The organism is Mesorhizobium sp. G2-6-1 (assembly GCF_055809095.1).
In genome coordinates, this window is record NZ_CM147896.1 from 3,863,597 (window position 1) to 3,880,291 (window position 16,695).

General features: G+C 56.2%; 11 protein-coding genes and 2 pseudogenes. 1 reads left to right on the top strand and 12 read right to left on the bottom strand.

Annotated elements, in window-relative coordinates; genetic code table 11:
• Position 1 precedes the first annotated feature (1 nt).
• The 11 genes and pseudogenes from AC0L7S_RS18780 to AC0L7S_RS18830 all read right to left on the bottom strand — a co-directional run bounded on the left by AC0L7S_RS18780 (position 2) and on the right by AC0L7S_RS18830 (position 14,628).
• The gene (locus AC0L7S_RS18780) at positions 2 to 2,350 is read right to left on the bottom strand and encodes a xanthine dehydrogenase family protein molybdopterin-binding subunit (RefSeq protein ID WP_473472385.1); all 2,349 of its coding nucleotides are present in this window, start codon (positions 2,348 to 2,350) and stop codon (positions 2 to 4) included.
• A gap of 116 nt (positions 2,351 to 2,466) precedes the next feature.
• On the bottom strand, positions 2,467 to 2,967 hold the full coding sequence (locus AC0L7S_RS18785; RefSeq protein ID WP_473472386.1) for a (2Fe-2S)-binding protein: 501 nt from the start codon (positions 2,965 to 2,967) through the stop codon (positions 2,467 to 2,469).
• 369 nt (positions 2,968 to 3,336) lie between these two features.
• Positions 3,337 to 4,152: a twin-arginine translocase subunit TatC gene (gene tatC, locus AC0L7S_RS18790; RefSeq protein ID WP_473474366.1), complete on the bottom strand. Its 816-nt coding sequence runs from the start codon at positions 4,150 to 4,152 to the stop codon at positions 3,337 to 3,339.
• 214 nt (positions 4,153 to 4,366) lie between these two features.
• Complete coding sequence (gene tatB, locus AC0L7S_RS18795; protein ID WP_473472387.1) at positions 4,367 to 4,957, bottom strand: Sec-independent protein translocase protein TatB; 591 nt, start codon at positions 4,955 to 4,957, stop codon at positions 4,367 to 4,369.
• Positions 4,958 to 4,988: 31 nt separating this feature from the next.
• Complete coding sequence (locus AC0L7S_RS18800; RefSeq protein ID WP_473472388.1) at positions 4,989 to 5,216, bottom strand: twin-arginine translocase TatA/TatE family subunit; 228 nt, start codon at positions 5,214 to 5,216, stop codon at positions 4,989 to 4,991.
• Between the two features lie 234 nt (positions 5,217 to 5,450).
• Positions 5,451 to 6,190: pseudogene (gene scpB / locus AC0L7S_RS18805) on the bottom strand (SMC-Scp complex subunit ScpB).
• Positions 6,187 to 6,987 (bottom strand): segregation and condensation protein A, encoded by an 801-nt coding sequence (locus AC0L7S_RS18810; RefSeq protein ID WP_473474367.1) that lies wholly within the window; start codon positions 6,985 to 6,987, stop codon positions 6,187 to 6,189. Before AC0L7S_RS18810 ends, scpB begins: the two are co-directional and overlap by 4 nt.
• A gap of 61 nt (positions 6,988 to 7,048) precedes the next feature.
• A complete protein-coding gene (gene nagZ, locus AC0L7S_RS18815) occupies positions 7,049 to 8,068 on the bottom strand; it encodes a beta-N-acetylhexosaminidase (protein WP_473472389.1) in 1,020 nt (339 codons plus the stop codon).
• 244 nt (positions 8,069 to 8,312) lie between these two features.
• Positions 8,313 to 11,477, bottom strand: coding sequence for an SPOR domain-containing protein (locus AC0L7S_RS18820; protein WP_473472390.1), 3,165 nt, complete (start codon positions 11,475 to 11,477; stop codon positions 8,313 to 8,315).
• 103 nt (positions 11,478 to 11,580) lie between these two features.
• A complete protein-coding gene (argS, locus tag AC0L7S_RS18825) occupies positions 11,581 to 13,338 on the bottom strand; it encodes an arginine--tRNA ligase (RefSeq protein ID WP_473472391.1) in 1,758 nt (585 codons plus the stop codon).
• Between the two features lie 61 nt (positions 13,339 to 13,399).
• A pseudogene (locus AC0L7S_RS18830) lies at positions 13,400 to 14,628 on the bottom strand (deoxyguanosinetriphosphate triphosphohydrolase).
• 84 nt (positions 14,629 to 14,712) lie between these two features.
• On the opposite strand from AC0L7S_RS18830, the gene erpA reads away from it, so the two are divergent.
• Positions 14,713 to 15,051 (top strand): iron-sulfur cluster insertion protein ErpA, encoded by a 339-nt coding sequence (erpA, locus tag AC0L7S_RS18835; protein WP_473472392.1) that lies wholly within the window; start codon positions 14,713 to 14,715, stop codon positions 15,049 to 15,051.
• A 69-nt stretch (positions 15,052 to 15,120) separates the two neighbouring features.
• On the opposite strand, the gene AC0L7S_RS18840 is transcribed toward erpA, so the two are convergent.
• Positions 15,121 to 16,605 carry a nucleobase:cation symporter-2 family protein gene (locus AC0L7S_RS18840; protein ID WP_473472393.1) on the bottom strand — a complete coding sequence of 495 codons (1,485 nt, stop codon included), beginning with the start codon at positions 16,603 to 16,605 and terminating at the stop codon, positions 15,121 to 15,123.
• Between the last annotated feature and the right edge of the window lie 90 nt (positions 16,606 to 16,695).

Here is a 16,695-nt window from a genome sequence, read left to right on the forward strand (position 1 = left end):
CTCAGTGTTTCGTTGACTGGATTGCCGCCCACACTTTTTGCGGTGAAGCGGGCATTGTCAGGTTTTCGGTACCGATCGCATCGGTGATGGCATTGATGACCGCAGGCGGCGAACCGATCGCACCCGCCTCCCCGCAACCCTTGAGACCGAGCGGGTTTGATGGCGAAGGCGTGTTTGTCGTCGATACTTTGAAGGACGGCAGATCGCCTGCGCGCGGCATGGTGTAATCCATATAGCTCGCCGTCAGCAATTGGCCTGTTTCGTCATAATTCGCGCCTTCGAGCAGCGCCTGACCAATCCCTTGAGCAACCCCGCCATGCACCTGACCTTCGACGATCATCGGATTGATGATGTTGCCGAAATCGTCAGCGGCAACAAACTGGATAATGTTTGTCTGCCCGGTCTCGGGATCGATCTCGACTTCGCAAATGTAGCAACCCGCCGGAAAGGTGAAGTTGGCCGGGTCGTAGAAAGCGGTTTCCTTCAACCCCGGTTCGAGGCCAGCAGGAAGATTGTGCGCGGTGTAGGCTGCAAGCGCCATCTGGAACCAAGGCACGTTCTTGTCGGTTCCGGCAATTTTCAATGCGCCGTCCTCGATGACGACATCACTTTCGTCAGCTTCCATCAAATGCGCGGCAATCTTCTTTGCCTTTGCCTCGACCTTGTCGAGCGCCTTGACGATTGCACTCATGCCGACCGCACCAGAGCGCGAGCCATAGGTGCCCATGCCCATCTGTACCTTGTCGGTGTCACCATGAACGATGGAAATGGAGTCCAGCGGCACAGCGAGGCGCTCGGCTACCAATTGTGCAAATGTCGTCTCATGGCCCTGGCCGTGGCTGTGCGAGCCGGTCAACACTTCAATCGTGCCGACTGCGTTGACGCGCACTTCCGCCGATTCCCACAGGCCGACACCAGCACCCAGCGAACCAACCGCAGCCGATGGTGCGATGCCACAGGCTTCAATGTAACAACTGAAGCCGATGCCGCGCAATTTACCGGCTTTCCTGGCCTTCTCCCGGCGTTTCTCGAAGCCCGCATAATCGGCCGCTTTCATTGCCGCATCGAGCGATGAGGCAAAATCGCCAGCGTCGTAGCACATGATAACCGGCGTCTGGTGGGGGAAACTGGTGACGAAGTTCTTGCGACGAAGTTCGGCTGGCGACACGCCAAATTCGCGGGCCGAGACTTCCATCATCCGCTCAACCAAGAAGGCCGCCTCCGGGCGTCCGGCTCCGCGATAGGCGTCGACCGGCGCGGTGTTGGTGTAAATAGCCTTCACATTGGCATGGATGGCCGGGATATTATACTGGCCGGAGAGCAATGTCGCATAAAGGTAGGTCGGTGTTGCCGACGAAAACAGCGACATATATGCGCCGAGGTTTGCCTTGGTTTCGACCTTGAAGCCGAGGATATTATGATCCTTGTCGAAGGCCATTTCCGCGTGGGAATGATGGTCACGCCCATGCGCATCGGTGAGGAAGCTCTCGGTGCGGTCGGCAACCCATTTGACTGGCACGCCGGTCTTTTTCGAGGCCCAAAGGCACACGATCTCTTCTGGATAGATGTAGATTTTCGAACCGAAGCCGCCGCCGACATCCGGTGCAATGACGCGCAGCTTGTTTTCGGGCGCGACGTTATAAAAGGCACTCATCACCAGACGCGCCACATGCGGGTTCTGTGAAGTCGTCCAGCAGGTATAGTGATCTTCAGCCTTGTCGTAATGGCCAAGTGCGGCGCGCGGTTCCATGGCGTTGGGAACAAGGCGATTGTTGATGACATCCATCTTGACGATGTGAGCCGCCTTCTTGAAGGCCGCTGCGGTGTCATCGGCATTGCCGATATCCCAATCGAAGATCAGGTTGTTGTCTGCTTCGGGATGAATTTGCGGTGCGCCCTTGTCCATCGCCCTGGATGCGTCCACGACGGATTTGAGTTCCTTATAGGTGACCTCGACCGCTTCGGCGGCATCGCGCGCCTGTCCTTTGGTATCAGCCACGACGATTGCGACTGCATCACCGACATAGCGAACCTTGTCTGTTGCCAATGGTGCCCATGCGCCCATCTTCATTGGCGAGCCATCTTTGGAATGGACCATCCAACCACAAATGAGATTGCCGATGCCGTCCGATTTCAATTGTTTGCCGGTCAAGACGCCAATCACACCCGGCATGGCCTGGGCCGCTTTGACGTCGATCTTCTTGACTTGCGCATGGGCGTGCGGGCTGCGTACGAACACTGCATGCTTCATGCCCTGCACCACCATGTCGTCGACATAGCGCCCGGCGCCCGTGATGAAGCGTTTGTCTTCCTTGCGCGCAACTCTTGCGCCTACGCCTTCAATACCCATCTGGAAACTCCTCCGTATTCTGGCACCCACGGTCTGACCGTGCATTGCGCTGGCCTCACGGGATGCGTCGAAAAATGTGGCAACCGCTCGGCTTTGCTTTTCTCAAACGCTGGAACTCAGGCGGCCTTTCTAGCCTTACCCTTCGCGGTCTTGGCCATACTCTTCGACGCGGCAAGTATGGCTTTCACGATGTTATGATAGCCGGTGCAGCGGCAAATATTGCCCTCAAGTTCCTCGCGCACAGTGGCCTCATCAAGCCCTTCCGGGTGGCGCGCTATCATGTCCGTTGCAGCCATGATCATGCCCGGCGTGCAGAACCCGCATTGAAGGCCGTGATGTTCCTTGAACGCGGCCTGAACCGGGTGCAGATCAGCATCTTGCGCCAGCCCCTCGATTGTCACCACCGTCGAGCCGGAGGCTTGAACCGCCAACATCGAGCAAGATTTGACTGCCTTGCCGTCGACATGGACAACACAGGCGCCGCATTGCGACGTATCGCAACCAACATGCGTGCCGGTCAGGCCCACATGTTCTCTCAAAAAATGAACAAGAAGTGTGCGGTCTTCGACTGTGGCACTGACGTGCCTGCCATTTACCGTCAACGATACATCCGACATGAAGCCTCCCTGGGTGTGAACCTTGGTATCCGGCATCCGTCGCCATGCCGGAAGAATTATTCATATACCGAACGAGACGAGGAAAACAGCCCTCACCTGTCGCGCTACTGTGCGGCATTCATGCCTCGCGCGAAAGTAGACTTTCTGCTGCCAAGGCAGTTCGAGCGAACCTTCATTGAAAGTGCCCGCAACTGACCCTGCTGCATGCCGGCGACAGCTATTTTCGTCGAAATCTCTGGAAGCCAAGAAACCGCGCATTCGGCAGGCTTAGAGCGGCTCAGCTTTTGATAAAAGCACTGAACCGCTCCAAGGTTTTTTACGCAATTCCGGACGGAAAACCGCTGCACACTTTTCCTGGAATTGCTCCAGTTATGCGTCACCGTCTGCGGACGGTTCATCCGACGCTTTTTCGGTCGTCTCGCTTTCGTCGCTGTCACTGGCCGCACGTTCCTGCTCGCGTTTGCGCTCAATCATGCGCGCCGTCCAGATGGACACCTCGTAGAGAAGGATCGTTGGAAGCGCGAGGCCGATCTGGCTAAGCGGGTCCGGCGGTGTCAGCACAGCCGCCACCACGAAGGCGATGACGATGGCCCATTTGCGTTTGTCTGCCAGCGCTGCCGAAGAAAGAAGGCCGACGCGCGTCATCAGACTGGTTACGACTGGCAACTGAAATACCAAGCCGAACGAAAAGATCAGTGTCATGATCAAGCTGAGGTATTCGGAAACCTTGGGCAGGAGCGAAATCTGCACTTCGTCGCCGCCACCCGTTTGCTGCATGGCCAGGAAAAACCACATCACCATGGGCGTAAAGAAGAAATAGACCAGCGAAGCACCCAGCAAAAACAGGATAGGTGAGGCAATCAGGAACGGCAGGAAGGCATTGCGCTCATTGTTATAAAGACCGGGCGCGATGAATTTATAGATCTGGGTTGCGATCAACGGGAAGGCGATGACCATGCCGCCGAACATCGCCAGTTTGACCTGCGTGAAAAAGAATTCCTGTGGCGCGGTGTAGATCAATTCTACCTTGTGCGGATCAAGCCCCGCCCATTGCGTTGCCCATTTGAAGGGAACAACCAGCAGATTGAAAAGCCGTTTTGCGAAGAAAAAACATACGAGGAATGCGATAAAGAAACCGCCAATCGACCACATCAACCGCCGACGCAATTCAATCAGATGCTCCATAAGCGGAGCCGCTGACTTGTCTATCTCATCCCTGTCTGTGCTACTCACTATGCGGTCCCCGCCGACTTCTTAGCTGATGTGGCAGGCTTTTTTGCCGTCGTTTTTCTGGTAGCGGATTTGGTTGCGTCAGGCGTTGTACGCGTCTTGGACGCGGCCTGACCTTTCGGCTTGACGCCAGCCATATCTCCGTTTGCAACCGATTTGGCCTTCGTCGTTACCGCCTTGGCTGGCGCAGCACTTTTTTCTGGTTCGCGGACGCTGGTGCACTGGCAGCCTTGCCAGCAGTTTGCGAAGCACCAGCCTTTGCCACCTTGGTCTTTCCCGCACTTGCCGAGGTCTGCTTTTTGGAGGTCGCTTGTTTTCGCGCTTTCGGCGTTGTCGTTGCGCCATCCGTCATCGCGGGGAATGTGGGGGACGCAGGCATCGTCTCAGGGCCTTCCGATGCGATTTTCGCATCGCTCGCCTTCGAATCGGAGTCCTGCGCCTTAGCTGCCGGTTTTGGCTTCATCACATCATCAAGACCGGAGCGAACATCGGCCGCAGCTTTCTCGAACGGATTAAGCTGCTTCTTGATCTCGGACATCGGATTGAGACCGCGCAAGGAATCGACCGATTTCTTGACATCATCAAGTTCGGCTTCCTTCAACGCATCATTGAATTGCTTTTGAAAGTCGCCAGCCATACCGCGCATTTTCGCCGTCATGCGGCCAAATGTGCGCAGCATGTTGGGTAAGTCCTTAGGGCCGACAACCACAATCATGATGATTGCGACTACCAACATTTCGGTCCAGCCGATATCAAACATCGTTATTTATCCGACTAATGCCGCAGCGGGATCAGCTCTTTTTGGCTTTTTCCGATGGTGTCGACATTGCCTCGTCGGCACGATGTTCAACGGTGCGCTTGTCTTCTGTCACCTCATCGTCGTCGTCGGCCATACCCTTTTTGAAACTCTTGATGCCTTTGGCCATGTCACCCATCAGTTCGGGAATTTTTCCTCGGCCAAATACCAAAAGCACGATCACCAGAACGATCATCCAGTGCCAGATTGAAAATGAACCCATTTTAACTCTCTCTCGAATGTTTTCCCAAACACTGATCTATGCGTTTTCGCATTTGGATTCAAACACAACCACAGTAATTTCGACGAATGAATGGCGCACGTTACGTGTTTTCGACCATTACAGCCATCGCAAAACCAAACTTATAAAGGGTAAATCGACGCATGTTGCGGAGCGGGCGCACATTTGTAGCGATTTCCAGCGGCCTTGTTCACACTCACAGTTGTCCGTGACGCGTCAGTCGTCAGTAACACGTGGCGTCAGCAGACCGAGTTCTTCCAGATCAATATCCGTCAGCGCGTCCTCGTCTTCGGTCAATTCATCAGGATCTGCTGGCGGCAAAGGAATGGAAAAACTTGCAGGCATCCGGCCGGACAGCAATCCAGCCCCTTCAATTCATCCATTCCGGGGAGGTCGCGCAACTCTTCGAGCGCGAAATGATCCAGGAACCCTTCGGTTGTGCCATAAGTTACGGGCCGGCCTGGCGTGCGGCGCCTACCGCGCATGCGCACCCATTCCGTTTCCAGCAGCGTATCCAGTGTTCCCTTCGATGTTTCGACACCGCGAATATCTTCAATCTCAGCGCGTGTCACCGGCTGGTGGTAGGCAATGATTGCCATGACTTCGAGCGCTGCGCGCGACAATTTTTTCTGTTGCACGGCATCGCGGCTCATCAGAAATGCGAGATCACCAGCCGTGCGAAATGCCCAGGCATCCCCGACACGCACAAGATTTATGCCGCGGCGCGCATAAATCTGCTGTAGCTCGTCCATCGCGGCTCCAACATTGATGCCGTCGGGCAAACGCGTGGCAAGTTGCTTTTCGCCGACCGGTTCGGCGCTGGCAAAGACAATCGCCTCGGCCATCCGAACCGCCTCGGCCATGTGTAGCCGTTCGGCCGGATTCTGAAGATGGGTGTCGCTCTCGTCATCATCCGCCTTGAAGGGGATGACCGATGCGTTGACGCGGTCATTCATGGTGCAACCTCGACGGTCTTTGCGGCGGATGGGCGGCCTCTCAAATAAAGCGGCGCAAACGCCTGTTGCTGGCGCATCTCGATTTTGCCTTCGCGCACCAATTCAAGTGAAGCGGCAAACGAGCTTGCGGTCGCAGTGCGCCGGTCATTCGGTGTTGCCAGATATTCGATCAGGAAACTGTCCAGTGCCGTCCAATCGGCGAACGAACCGACCATTCTTGCCAGAAGATCGCGCGCCTGTTTGAGCGACCAGACGCCGCGCTGCGCTATCTGGACATTGGTGATCGCCTGGCGTTGGCGCTGTGTCGCATAGGCCGTCAACAGATCGTAGAGCGAGGCCGAATATTCATTGCGCTTATCGACGATCACCAATTCAGGCATGCCGCGTGCAAACACATCACGACCGAGCCGGTTGCGGTTGACCAACTGCGCCGCGGCTTCGCGCATGGCTTCAAGGCGTCTCAGACGAAATTGCAAAACAGCGGCCAATTCCTCGCCGCTTTCCCCCTCATCACCCGGTTGCTTGGGGATCAGCAGTTTCGATTTCAGAAAAGCAAGCCACGCAGCCATCACCAGATAATCGGCGGCAAGTTCCAGCCGCACCGCCCGCAGCTTGTCAATAAAGACGAGATATTGCTCCGCCAGTGCCAGAACGGAAATGCGCGCAAGATCGACCTTCTGGTTGCGGGCAAGGTGAAGCAGCAAATCCAGCGGCCCTTCAAAACCGGCTACATCGACAACCAGTTCGGGATCGCTTGTGAGACGGTCATCCTCGGTTTGCGTCCACAGCCGATCCATCGGCGCGGCAGTCTCGGCCCTGGGATTTCGTATGTGCGCCACTTCGCTGTTCCCCTCGCGGTTACGCGACCGCCTCAAAATACTGCCCAAACTCGGCACGCAACTCCGCTTCGATGCCCTCGTCACGCTTGGTCACCGATGAAAGTGCGCGATTGGCACGCTCAAGCGCCCTGCCCTCAAGTGGTTTTGCCCGCGAGGCCGCCGCCGCCATTTCTTCCATGACGCCGTTGCAGTGAAGGACCAGATCGACCCCGGCTGCAAGGATGGAGGCAGCCTTTGTCTGGAAATCCCCAGAAAGTGCCTTCATTGATATATCGTCGCTAATCAAAAGGCCTTCGAAGCCGATTTCGCCACGAACGATCTCTTCAATCACTTTGGGCGAAGTCGTTGCGGGTGCATCTGCATCTATCGCGCTGAAGATGACGTGTGCGGTCATGGCGATGGGCAAATGGTTCAGCGCTTTGAACGGTGCAAAATCATGTGCCCGCAACTCATCGAATGACGTATGCACGGTAGGCAATTCGAAATGCGTGTCGGAGACAGCACGCCCGTGCCCTGGAATATGCTTCATTACTGGCAGAACGCCGCCAGACATCAGGCCATTAGCCGCCGCCCCGCCAAGTGCGGTGACTATTTCGGGGTTCTTGCCATAGGCGCGCGCGCCAATAACGTCGCTCGCCCCCTCAACAGGTACGTCGAGCACTGGCAAGCAGTCGGCATTGATGCCGTAGCGCAGAAGATCGAAAGCGTGAAGCCTGGCGAGCAGCCAAGCAGCGCGCAACCCTGCATTCTCGTCATCATTATAAAGCGCGCCAAGTGCTGCACCTGCCGGGTAATTCGGGGTCAATGGCGGTCGCAATCGCTGCACGCGGCCACCTTCCTGATCAATGAACACCGGTGCCGATGCACGCCCGACACAATCGCGCAAGGAATCAACGAGATCACATATCTGTTCAGGCTCGCTGATATTTCGAGCAAACAGAATAAAACCCCAAGGACATTCGCCGCTAAAAAAGGCGATCTCCTCGCGGCTCAGTGATTTCCCGGCACAGCCGAGAACGAGTGTCTTTGATTCGCTCATATCTCGATTCTAGAACTTTCCTCTCAGAAAGGGAATCGCGTCAGACTCGATCACCACAACATCTCATGGATCTTACAACATTGAATCGTCAAATTGCGATAAGACTTTGCTTTTGCATGATTTAGTGATCTAGCCATGAAAGGCAACAGGCCAGGATGCGGCTTCCCGTATCCCCCAACCCTTCGTCAAAATAAAAACCGGCGCAAGCTCTCGCGCCGGTTTCCTGTAATATGCAAGGACAATTTTACTTGGAAACGAAACAGTTCCCGCCTGCTGCCTTGTAGCTGGTGCAGAGATTGACCGCATCATTGCGCGACTGTGCGGCAACCCTGACACGATAGAATGTGCCTTTGCCCGCTATCTCAGCTTTGACGATGTTAACCGCTCGTCCGCCAAGAACATTTTCATAACGGCGCGCCAGATTCTGGTAGGTCGTCTGCGCACTTTCGACACTTGGCTGCGAAGCAATCTGCATCGACCATGCGCCCGAGGCGGGAACGACTGCCGCAGGATCGATTGCCGCGACCTGATCCGGCTTGACCTCGCCGACGATATCGACCGGTTGTTCCGCCGGTCTCTGCGGTGCGACAGGGACAGCTTGTGGCGTGTTGCTGGATTGTTTCCTGGCAACAGGCAGTGCCGTGGCCGGTTCTTCCGCAGTTGCGGAGGCTATTTCCTCAGTATTGTCTGCCGAAGGAGTTGAAAGCGCGCCGGTCTGATCCTGACTGGATGAACTGACGACGTTTTGTGGAGCCGGATCGGCCGGTTCTGTCGCGGCTACCTTTGGCGCATCCTGTGGCGCTTCTTCGCGTGGCACCAGCGATCCATCAGGCCGGACCACGAGGGTACGAACCTTGTGCGGCGTGACCGCGATAATTTCCGAATTGGCATCGGTTGCTTCATCGGCTTGCGCGATTGCCGATGCGACGCGGTCTTCAGACTTGCCGACAGGGGCTTGTGCTTGCGTATCAGCACTTGTCGAAGAACCTACGACACGCACATCGGGCGTCGCAGCTTTGACATCAACCGGCTCTTGCGCATCTGTCACAAGTGTCTGCTGCTCTGGCGCCACCGGCTTCGCCCCGTTGGCCACCATGTCATAGACCTTATTGTCCTGATTGGGGATGACTGTGCCACCGGGATTTTCCGGCTTTACCTTGATCGGTTGATTATCAGCCTTGACGAGAACCGGTGCGCCAGCTTCACCATCACCGCCAAAAGAAAGCGCAAAGGCACCAAGCCCGCCAACGACCACCAAAGCACCGAAGAGGCCAGCAATCATCAACCCACGACTGCCTCGATATCTGCTGGCTGAGGTTTCGACCGGACCGGCAGGGCCCTCTGCCCCATCCAGATCAGGATCGTAGTCGAATGCGTCATCACCGATGTCGCTTCTTGCCGCTGCGAACGCAACGTCATCTGAAACGGCATCCATATCGAAGTCATCGGAATGGGTCTGACCAGCCGGGTACACCCTTGAACCGCCCGCAATTTCTTCAATCTGTTGTGGAACATCACCAGCGTGCGCACTGTCGGACTTGTATGAGAAGCCCGCATCATAGGCGTCGTCGTCATAAGTTGTGGCGCGCGTTGGAACAGACGTCGGTTGCGAAGAATTCATTTCGGTGATCAGGTTTGAAAATTCCGCATCCAGGTCATCGTATCCTGCCACCTCGGGCGGCTCATTTTCAAACGCAAGTTCCGGTATATCAAGATCATCGTTCAGGGACGCAACCCGCTCCGGCACTTCGACCGTTTCGATGTCCGGGCGCTCGTCGTAAGCAGACGATGCAATTTGCGTGATGGCCGCCGGCATCATTGGCGTATCCTGTGGTGCAGGCACGTCATCAACGCCTGGCATTTCCGCGACAGGCTGCTCAGCAACAGGCTGTGGCGCGACGGTCGGCTGTGGCTGCGCAAACGGTGTACCTCGGCTCCACAACCGGCTTGGCTCCTCTGGAACGGCGGCAGGCTTGTCGGCAAGCCAATTCAGGGTACCTGTCTGATTTTCAGCGGCATCTGACGATGTTGGCTCGGCGAGATCGGCGACAGTCTCGGCCTCCGGGGCATCGACCATGACTTCAGTGGCCATGACTTCGGTGGCCATATCTTCGTCGGCCGTGATTTCATCGAAAGCCGCTTCATCAGGGGTGGTTGTCGCCAAACTGGCTTGGTCGTCATCTGGAAGCAGATCGACTTCGGCAAATTGCAACTCTTCCAACAGCTCTTCGTCGATGCTCGCCAGTTCCGTTGACCCAACCAGAATTTCGTTCTCCGGCGCAAAGGATGGCGTTTCAAGCGCCTGCTCGGCTTCTTCGGCGGCGCCGAGTGCCTCCACGGGAGAGGCGTCCTCAGGTGCCGATGACGGCAGATCAGGATTTTGACTATGGGCACCAGCCGCGAGTAAGGCTGGAGCAGACATCCTGTTGAGAAGTGCGTTCAGCTCGTCTTCCAGGCTCGTGCCCGCTTCGGGTTTTGGCGAAATCTGATTTTCAGCACCCAGGTCGCCAACGGTCTGGAGTGACTCGTTCAACTCGCCGCCAGCCGTGCCGTCATCAATGACAGAACCCTCATCAGAAATATCAGAGGCGCTCGGTGCATTTTCATGTGCAACAACGCTGTTTTCACCGTCCACGGAATCAGTCGCAAAGTCGGGGGTGTCCGCTTCAGTCACACGCGGCGTGAAATCCATATCGACACCTGCCATCGCAAGGCCGAGATCCTCATCGAAATCCTCGCTAATGAGAGATTCGACCGGCGCGGCTTCCTCCACAGGTTCAGCTTGATCGAACTCGTGGGAGGCCAGTTCGTCGAAATCGCCATCGTCGAACGCATCATCGGACGAAAATTGATCGTTTGCCGATTGTGTAAAAGGATCTGTCGCCTGTGCCTCGTCCTCAAACGATACGTTTTGGTCAAGTTCAGGCTGACCAAGTTCGGGTTGACTTGGCTCAGATTGGGCTAGTTCAGGCTGCGCCACATCAGGCACAAAGTCCTGTGCTGGCTCCGGTGCAATCTCGGCAACAGGCTCAGCAAACCCGGATTCCGCTATCTCATCGAAATTGAAGTCTTCCTCAAGTGACGATGCAATCGCCTCGTCGAAATCGGTGATTGCAGAAGCGTCATCAAACGGCTGCTCGACGATCTCAGTTGCACCATCCGACATGGACATTTCCGAGACAGCGGCGCTATCTTCGTCGCCAAACTCGCCCATCAATTCCTTTTCGAGATCGATCCCGAAATCGTCAGCAGATACGAGTTCGTCCGAAGCGTCCTCCACAGAAGACGGCTCCTGCGGCTTGGCAGGCTCGCGGGGGTCAAACCCCATGATGCGCGTCAATTCCGCAAACGGATCGTCATCGGCGAAGTCGCCATTGTCGGCAAGTCTAGACTGGTTTCTGTCTGCCATTGTCGTTCCCGAACTCGCACATTATCGGACGCCATGGACGCCGCACAAGGTTGGCCCTACCAGCGTAATGTGGGCAAACGGTGACAGTTTATCTTGGTCTTGACTAGCGCATCTCCGACGGCGCGTCTGCCCCAATGAGGGCAAGACCGGACATCAATACGACCAAAACAGCCTGCACCAGCCCTAGTCTGGCATAAGTCGATTGTGGATCGTTAACCTTAATAAACCGTAAGTCGGGGTTTTCGGTACCCCGGTTCCATTGTGCATGGAGGGAACTGGCCAAATCATACAGGTAAAATGCCACCCGATGCGGCTCCAGCGCAAGTGCTGCCTGATCAATGACCCTCGGGTATTGCGCGAGTTTCCTGATAAGGCCGATTTCGCCCTCGTCTTTCAAATTGGAAACGGCCGCCGCGAGTTGGCGTGGATCGAACTGATCAACTTCGAACAATTCCCGCGCTTGCCGAAACACGGAATGACAGCGCGCCGAGGCATATTGGACATAGAAAACCGGATTGTCCTTGGATTGCTCCGTCACCTTGGCAAAATCGAAGTCGAGCGGCGCATCGCTCTTGCGATAGAGCATCATGAAGCGGATCGGATCGCGCCCAACCTCTTCCACCACCTCCCGCAAGGTGACAAAATCGCCGGAACGCTTGGACATCCGTACCGGTTCGCCATCGCGGTAGAGTTTCACCAATTGACACAGCAGAACGGTGAGCTTTACCCGGTCACCGGCAACGGCACGAGCGAGCGCCTCCAGACGCTTCACATAACCTCCGTGATCGGCACCCAAAACATAGATCAGATCGCTAAATCCCCGATCAACCTTGTTTTTTAGATAGGCCACATCGGCGGCGAAATACGTGTAAGAGCCATCTGATTTGACCAATGGGCGGTCGAGATCATCACCAACGGCAGTTGAGCGGAACAGCGTCTGCTCGCGATCTTCCCAGTCATCTGGCCGCTCACCTTTTGGCGGAGGCAGCGTGCCTTGGTAGATATGGCCTTTCAGCGTCAGATCATTGATCGCGGAGCGGATCGCCCTGGCGTTGTCGGCGTGCAGGGAGCGTTCCGAGAAAAAGACGTCATGATGCACGTTGAGCAGCGCCAGATCTTCACGGATCATCACCATCATAGCATCAATGGTGCGGTCTTTGACGATGGCAAGAGCTTCGTCCTCTGGCATTTTGAGCAACCCGGCGTCGAACTCCTTCGCCAATGCCTGCCCTACCGGCACAAGATAGTCGCCCGGATAAAGCCCGGTGGGGATTTCGCCGATTGCTTCGCCCAGAGCCTCACGGTAGCGCAGCATCACGGAACGGGCCAACACATCTATCTGCGAACCCGCGTCGTTGATGATGTACTCCTTGGTTACATCGTAACCGGCAAAAGCCATCAGATTGGCAAGCGCATCGCCAACCACCGCACCACGACAATGGCCGACATGCATCGGTCCGGTCGGATTGGCCGAGACATATTCGACATTGACCTTGCGCCCTGCCCCGATGCCTGAGCGTCCGTAATCGACGCCCTTCCCGATGATACCGGCAAGATGCGCCTGCCAAAATCCATCGGTAAGGCGCAAATTGACAAACCCGGGTCCAGCAACTTCGGCTTTGGCAACGTCCTTGTCGCTGGCCAGCGCAGCCACGAGCCTTTCGGCAAGAGCGCGCGGATTTTGGCCTGCCGGTTTGGCGAGGACCATTGCAGCGTTGGTTGCCAGATCACCGTGACTGGCATCGCGTGGCGGGTCTATGGTTATGCGGGAAAGATCAAGTTGGCCGCCATCTTTATCTCTCAGATCAAGGGCTTCGACAATCTTTATAATTCGCGCGTTGAAATCGGCGAAAATATTCATGGATATGGCTCTGACAGCTTGCGGGACAGCCGGAAATGTGACCGGCAAAATATGGCTCGACCTAGCTCAAATCTGGCGTATGGTCAAATAAGCGGCGGTGTTCTTTCAAGGCATAGGTATCCGTCATCCCGGCCAGAAAATCGGCAACGTGGCGAGCTTTAACTCGTTGCACAGTCCATTCGCGTCCCTCGCGCCAATCTTCCGGCAGAAGACTCGGGTCTTCGAGATAGATGTCGAACAAATCCTTGACGATCTTCTCGGCGTCCACGCGCACGCGCATGACCTCTGAATGGCGATAAAGGTGCTTGTAAAGGAACGCCTTCAATTCCTTCTCAACCGTTGCCATTTCTCGCGTGAAGGTGACGACGGCCTCACCAGCTGCCCTGATATCATCTGCACTCTCCGGTCTGATACGCGCCAGATTGGCATGTGAAGCCACGATCACATCCTCGACCATCTGCGTGATCTGGCGACGCATCAATTCATGGCCGGTTCTGACGTGGTCGAGCGCGGGATATTGTTGACGCACGGCTTGAAGGAGCGCGCCGGGCAGCGACACGTGCTCCAGCATCTCCAGCGTCAGCAATCCAGATCGCAGCCCGTCATCTATGTCATGGGTGTTGTAGGCGATATCGTCGGCAATCGCCGCACATTGCGCCTCGATGCCGGCAAAGCGATCAAGCTCGAGGTCATGGCGTTGGCAATATGCAAGGATCGTTGGCGGTACCGACTCATTCAGGCCCTGCCCGCTGGCACAGGTCAGTGGCCCGTTGTGCTTGACCAGTCCTTCGAGCGTTTCCCACGTCAGGTTGAGACCGTCGAACTCGGCATAGCGCCGTTCCAAGCGCGTGACAATGCGCAGCGACTGCGCATTGTGATCGAAACCGCCCCAGCCAGCCATCTTTTCGTTCAATGCGTCTTCGCCGGTATGACCAAAGGGGTGTGGCCGAAATCGTGAACCAGCGCCACCGCTTCGGCCAAATCCTCATCACCGCGCAATGCACGCGCCAAGGCCCGCGCAATCTGCGCCACTTCAATCGAATGTGTCAGACGTGTCCTGTAATGATCGCCCTCATGAGCGACGAATACCTGCGTCTTGTGCTTCAGCCGCCGAAACGCCGTGGAATGAATGATACGATCACGATCTCGCTGAAATGGCGTGCGGGTCGGACTTTCCATTTCATCAAACAAACGTCCGCGCGTAGCCGCGGGATCAGTTGCGTAAGATGCTCGCGGGCGGTAGCCGAAACCGATATCGCCGAGAGCTTGCCCGGTCTGCCGCTCACTCATTTTATCACCAGTAGACGCTCGACCGTTGACTTGGCCACGCAGGCTTCATACCTATCATGCATACTGAAACGCAAGGTGACGTTTATGAGCGCCGAAGCCACGAATGTCGAAGTAACCGATGCCGCAGCCCAGCGCATCGCCCGCATTGTTTCGGGCGAACCGGGCAAGACGGCACTGCGGGTGTCCGTTGAAGGTGGCGGATGCTCGGGCTTTTCCTACAAATTCGACCTCGTCGAAAGCCGCAATGATGACGATATCGCCATCGAGAAAGATGGCGCGACCGTGCTGATCGACGATCTCTCCCTTGTCTATATGGGTGGTTCGGTGATCGACTTTGTCGATGATTTGATGGGCCAATCGTTCCAGATCAAAAATCCGAATGCTGTTGCCTCGTGCGGTTGCGGCACCAGCTTTACGGTGTGAAGCGGTTCATCGCGCGCTCTGGCGTGATCGAAAGAGGCCGCCCTTTCGCGACCTCTTTCGCGGGATAGTTCACGCTTCGGCAGACATAGCCGCCTCGCGCAAACCCTCCGCATCGCCACTTGCCCCGTTGAAGATCAGGTTCAGCACGACTGAAGCGACCGATGCGAGAAGAATCCCCGAATCGACCAGCGGACCAATCGCTTTGGGCAGCCACATGTGAAATTGCGGTGCGACGACCGGGATCATGCCGAAACCCAAGGCAATGGCCACGATGAACAGATTGTTGCGATTTCGCTTGAAATCGACTGCTGCAAGTATGCGAATGCCGGTTGCGGCAACCATGCCGAACATAACGAGCCCGGCACCGCCGAGAACGACGGTCGGCAGTGCCTCTACAAGTGCGCCCATCTTGGGTATGAGGCCAAGTACGACCATTATCAGGCCGCCTGCCACGCATACGAACCGGCTTCTGATGCCGGTTACTCCGACCAGCCCGACATTTTGCGAAAAACTGGTGTAGGGAAATGTATTGAAAATGCCGCCGAGCAGCGTGCCAAGGCCGTCCATCCTGAGACCCGCCGAGAGCATGGGCCGCGAAATCTTGCGGTCCGTCATCTCGCCCAGCGCCAGAAACATGCCGGTCGATTCGATCATCACGACGATCATCACCAATACCATGGTGAGGATCAGCACCGGATTGAAGATAGGCGCACCGAAATGAAACGGCATGATCGGCGCAAACCAGGCCGCGCTTGCCACCTTGTCAAAATGCATCATGCCGAGCGATGCAGCAATAATGCCGCCGACGACAATGCCGATCAAAACGGCGACGTTGGACAAGAAGCCCTTGGCATAACGGGCAACGCCGATAACGACGGCCAGCACGACAAGTGACAAAATGATGTTGGAAACCGGTGCGTAAGCCACGTTGGGTACGGTAGGCGTAAGCGACAAGCCGGCGGGAACGGAAGGCAAATTTGAACCGGCCGTGCCTGCCGCATCGGTGATCGCCTTCAACCACGCCGCGTGTTCGGGATTGACGATTTTTGGCGCGGTCGGCCCGAACGGAAGACCGAAAATCCAGTTGATGCCGATTTTCATGAGCGAGACGCCGATAACCAGGATTATCGTGCCCGTAACAACGGGCGGAAACAGGCGCAACATGCGGCTGACGAAGGGAGCGATCAGAATGGTGATGATGCCCGCACCAATGATTGCTCCAAATATCATCCGCGCGCCTTCGGTGCCCGGATTGACGACAGCCATCGACACCATAGGACCGACTGCAGCAAAGGTAACACCCATCATCACCGGCAATTTGATGCCAAACCACTGGGTCGCGCCCATCGACTGCAAAATCGAGGCGATGCCGCAGACGAACAGATCAGCTGAAATGAGAAATGCCACATCGGACGGTTCGAGTTGCAATGCGCGGCCAATGATGAGCGGAACAGCGATGGCGCCCGCATACATGACCAGAACATGTTGAAATCCAAGTGTGAACAGCCGAGGTGCCGGCAACATTTCGTCGACGGGATGCGTCGATGACGACATGGTAGTTCCTCCCCTTCGCGTCACCACCAGGAATCGGGTTCCCTAATCAGTGACAATGGTGCAGGATCGCCCCGATTTATCTTTTGCACC

What these genes read in the sequence shown, in the direction of transcription:
- AC0L7S_RS18780 (WP_473472385.1), bottom strand. Translation starts at nt 2,350, where the DNA reads ATGGGTATTGAAGGCGTAGGCGCAAGAGTTGCGCGCAAGGAAGACAAA.
- AC0L7S_RS18785 (WP_473472386.1), bottom strand. Translation starts at nt 2,967, where the DNA reads ATGTCGGATGTATCGTTGACGGTAAATGGCAGGCACGTCAGTGCCACA.
- tatC (WP_473474366.1), bottom strand. Translation starts at nt 4,152, where the DNA reads ATGGAGCATCTGATTGAATTGCGTCGGCGGTTGATGTGGTCGATTGGC.
- tatB (WP_473472387.1), bottom strand. Translation starts at nt 4,957, where the DNA reads ATGTTTGATATCGGCTGGACCGAAATGTTGGTAGTCGCAATCATCATG.
- AC0L7S_RS18800 (WP_473472388.1), bottom strand. Translation starts at nt 5,216, where the DNA reads ATGGGTTCATTTTCAATCTGGCACTGGATGATCGTTCTGGTGATCGTG.
- AC0L7S_RS18810 (WP_473474367.1), bottom strand. Translation starts at nt 6,987, where the DNA reads ATGGATCGGCTGTGGACGCAAACCGAGGATGACCGTCTCACAAGCGAT.
- nagZ (WP_473472389.1), bottom strand. Translation starts at nt 8,068, where the DNA reads ATGAGCGAATCAAAGACACTCGTTCTCGGCTGTGCCGGGAAATCACTG.
- AC0L7S_RS18820 (WP_473472390.1), bottom strand. Translation starts at nt 11,477, where the DNA reads ATGGCAGACAGAAACCAGTCTAGACTTGCCGACAATGGCGACTTCGCC.
- argS (WP_473472391.1), bottom strand. Translation starts at nt 13,338, where the DNA reads ATGAATATTTTCGCCGATTTCAACGCGCGAATTATAAAGATTGTCGAA.
- erpA (WP_473472392.1), top strand. Translation starts at nt 14,713, where the DNA reads ATGAGCGCCGAAGCCACGAATGTCGAAGTAACCGATGCCGCAGCCCAG.
- AC0L7S_RS18840 (WP_473472393.1), bottom strand. Translation starts at nt 16,605, where the DNA reads ATGTCGTCATCGACGCATCCCGTCGACGAAATGTTGCCGGCACCTCGG.